A 2,706-nucleotide genomic window follows, 5' to 3' on the forward strand; every position below is an offset into this window, starting at 1 on the left:
ACAGCGTGTTCGTCTCGGGAGCAGCTGGCGCTGTCGGTTCTGCCGTCGGCCAGTTGGCCAAGCTGCACGGCGCCTCCCGCGTCGTCGGCAGCACCGGGTCTCCCGCGAAGATCGCAATCCTGACCTCCAAATACGGCTACGACGCCGGGTTCAACTACAAGGACGGCAGGATCGCGCGGCAACTCGCCGAGGCGGCGCCGAACGGGATTGACGTCTATTTCGACAACGTCGGCGGCGATCACCTCGAGGCCGCGATTTACGCCATGAACGACGGCGGCCGCGCTGCTCTCTGTGGCTCGATCGCAAGCTACAACGAGGAAAAGATGCCGCCAGGCCCCCGAAACCTGTGGATGCTCACCACCAAGGGTCTGCGCCTCGAGGGTTTCACGATCGTCAACTACTGGCAGCACGCCGAGGCGTTCGCTGCAGAGATCGGGCCGCTCGTCGCATCCGGGGAGTTCGCGTGGGACGAGACCATCGTCGACGGCGTCGACAATGCGCTCGATGCGTTCTATGGGCTCCTGAACGGCGCCAACACCGGCAAGATGCTGGTCAGGACGCGAGTGGCGCTCTGACTGCAAAGTTGTCCACAGGCGCAAATCACGCCGACTCGGAAGTTGGCAGACTGGGCGCATGTTTCATGAGCAGAGGGATCACGATGCTGCTGCGTAACGCGCGAGTCGCTTCCCGTCTTGTCGATGTGCGTGTTCGGCAGGGCGTCATTGTCGACATCGCTGACGCCGGGCAGACAGCGTCCCGAGACGACGATGCCACCATCGACCTCGCTGGGCGGTGGCTGGGCCCAGGCCTTTGGGACAACCACGTGCACTTCAGCCAGTGGGCCCTCCAAGCGTCGCGGCTCGACGTTGCCGATGCCCGGTCTGCGGCCGAAACCGCACGCCGCATTGCGGATGCGATGCGCCCGGACGTGGCAGGGCCCTTCATCGCTGTCGGCTTTCGGGATGCGCTGTGGGCGGATGCCCCCAACCTCGTGGATTTGGACGCAGCATCCACGAGTCCCATCGTCGTCGTCAGCGGCGACTTGCACTCGGTTTGGCTCAACACGGCGGCACTCGAGCAGTTCGGCCACAGCGGGCATCCGACCGGGCTCCTCCGGGAGGACGACGCCTTTAGAGTGACCGGGCTCATCGACACAGGTGCCGAGGATCTCCTCGACGGGTGGGCAGACGCGGCAGCACGAGCCGCAGCGGCTCGTGGGGTCGTCGGCATCGTTGACTACGAAATGGCGTGGAACCTCGACACCTGGACACGCCGTCAGGCCGCCGGCGCCGACGCCCTTCGCGTCGAGTTCGGCGTCTATGCCGAGCACCTCGATCGCGCGATTGAGCTTGGGCTGCGGTCGGGCGATCGCGTGGGTGACCTCCTGACAATGGGCAACTTGAAGATCCTGATCGATGGCTCGCTCAACACGCGCACGGCCTACTGCTACGACGAGTTCCCTGGCATCGAGGGCGAGGAGGGTTCGCGCGGGTTGCTCACCGTCTCCCCCGCCCGTCTCGTTTCGCTGCTGCGGGCTGCGGCCGACGCTGGCATCGAGTCATCGGTACACGCGATCGGTGATCACGCCAATACCATCGCGCTCGACGCGTTCGCCGAGGCGCACGTCGGCGGCCGCATCGAGCACGCGCAACTCGTGAGTGACAGCGACCTGCCCCGCTTCGCCGAACTCGGCGTCGCTGCAAGTGTTCAGCCGGACCATGCTGTCGACGACCGGGACGTCGCCGATCGATACTGGGCGGGTCACACGGGCCGCGCCTTCCCGCTGCAGTCGCTCATCGCGGCCGGTGCCACGCTCCTCTTCGGTTCGGATGCGCCCGTGTCCAGGCTCGACCCCTGGGCGACGATGGCATCCGCGATTGCTCGAACTCGTGACGGGCGCGAGCCGTGGCATCCGGAACAGGCTGTGGATGTCGCCCAGGCGATCGCGGCATCCTCGCGCACCACCGTGTCCGTTGGTCAACCGGCTGACCTCGTGGTCACCGATCTCGACCCGTACACCGCGACTCCCGCAGAATTGCGCCTCATGCCGGTCGCAGCAACTCTGGTTGCCGGGCGCTTCACTCATCGCTCGCTATAGCGGTCGCGCGAGCCCACGCAAACCGCAATTTGGAGGGCGCGCACAACGAATCCGGCGATGTTTGGACCTACGCAACAGCGCGATGACCCCAAGTGTTGGCAGACTGTGTAAGTGATTGTTGTCGTCGCGCCCGGTCAGGGCTCTCAAACTCCCGGCTTTCTCGAACCCTGGATTGTCGAGCCCTCGTACCGCGAACACCTCGAACGCATCTCGGAGACGGTTGGCATCGACCTCGTCAAGCACGGTACGAAGAGCGACGCGGACACCATCCGAGACACCGCGGTGGCTCAGCCCCTGATCGTTGCGGCCGGCCTGCTGGCCTTCCGCGGGCTCTGTGAAGACGGCCGGCGCGGCAGGATCGACGGTGTCGCCGGCCATTCGGTGGGCGAGGTCACAGCCGCTTTCGCGGCGGGCATCCTGAGCGAAGAAGAGGCTCTGACCTTCGTGCGTGAGCGCAGTCAGGGCATGGCAGCAGCGGCCGCGCTTGAGAAGACGGGCATGAGCGCGGTCATTGGCGGCGACGAAGAGGCCCTTCTCGGCCGCCTTGAGCAACTCGGCCTCGAGCCCGCCAACTTCAACGGTGGCGGCCAGATCGTGGTCGCCGGCGC

Annotated in this window: 3 protein-coding genes; all 3 read left to right on the plus strand. The window is 66.0% G+C overall.

Annotation, left to right across the window (positions count from 1 at the left end):
• Positions 1 to 575 (plus strand): NADP-dependent oxidoreductase (locus tag JWQ24_RS28080; RefSeq protein WP_299815759.1); only part of this gene is annotated, 575 nt, incomplete at its 5' end.
• Between the two features lie 83 nt (positions 576 to 658).
• The gene (locus tag JWQ24_RS28085) at positions 659 to 2,098 is read left to right on the plus strand and encodes an amidohydrolase family protein (protein WP_299815762.1); all 1,440 of its coding nucleotides are present in this window, start codon (positions 659 to 661) and stop codon (positions 2,096 to 2,098) included.
• Between the two features lie 111 nt (positions 2,099 to 2,209).
• A partial coding sequence (locus tag JWQ24_RS28090) for an ACP S-malonyltransferase (protein ID WP_299815765.1) occupies positions 2,210 to 2,706 on the plus strand: 497 nt, incomplete at its 3' end.

The sequence above is a fragment of the Tardiphaga sp. genome, assembly GCF_028290495.1.
Taxonomy (GTDB): Bacteria; Pseudomonadota; Alphaproteobacteria; order Rhizobiales; family Xanthobacteraceae; genus Tardiphaga.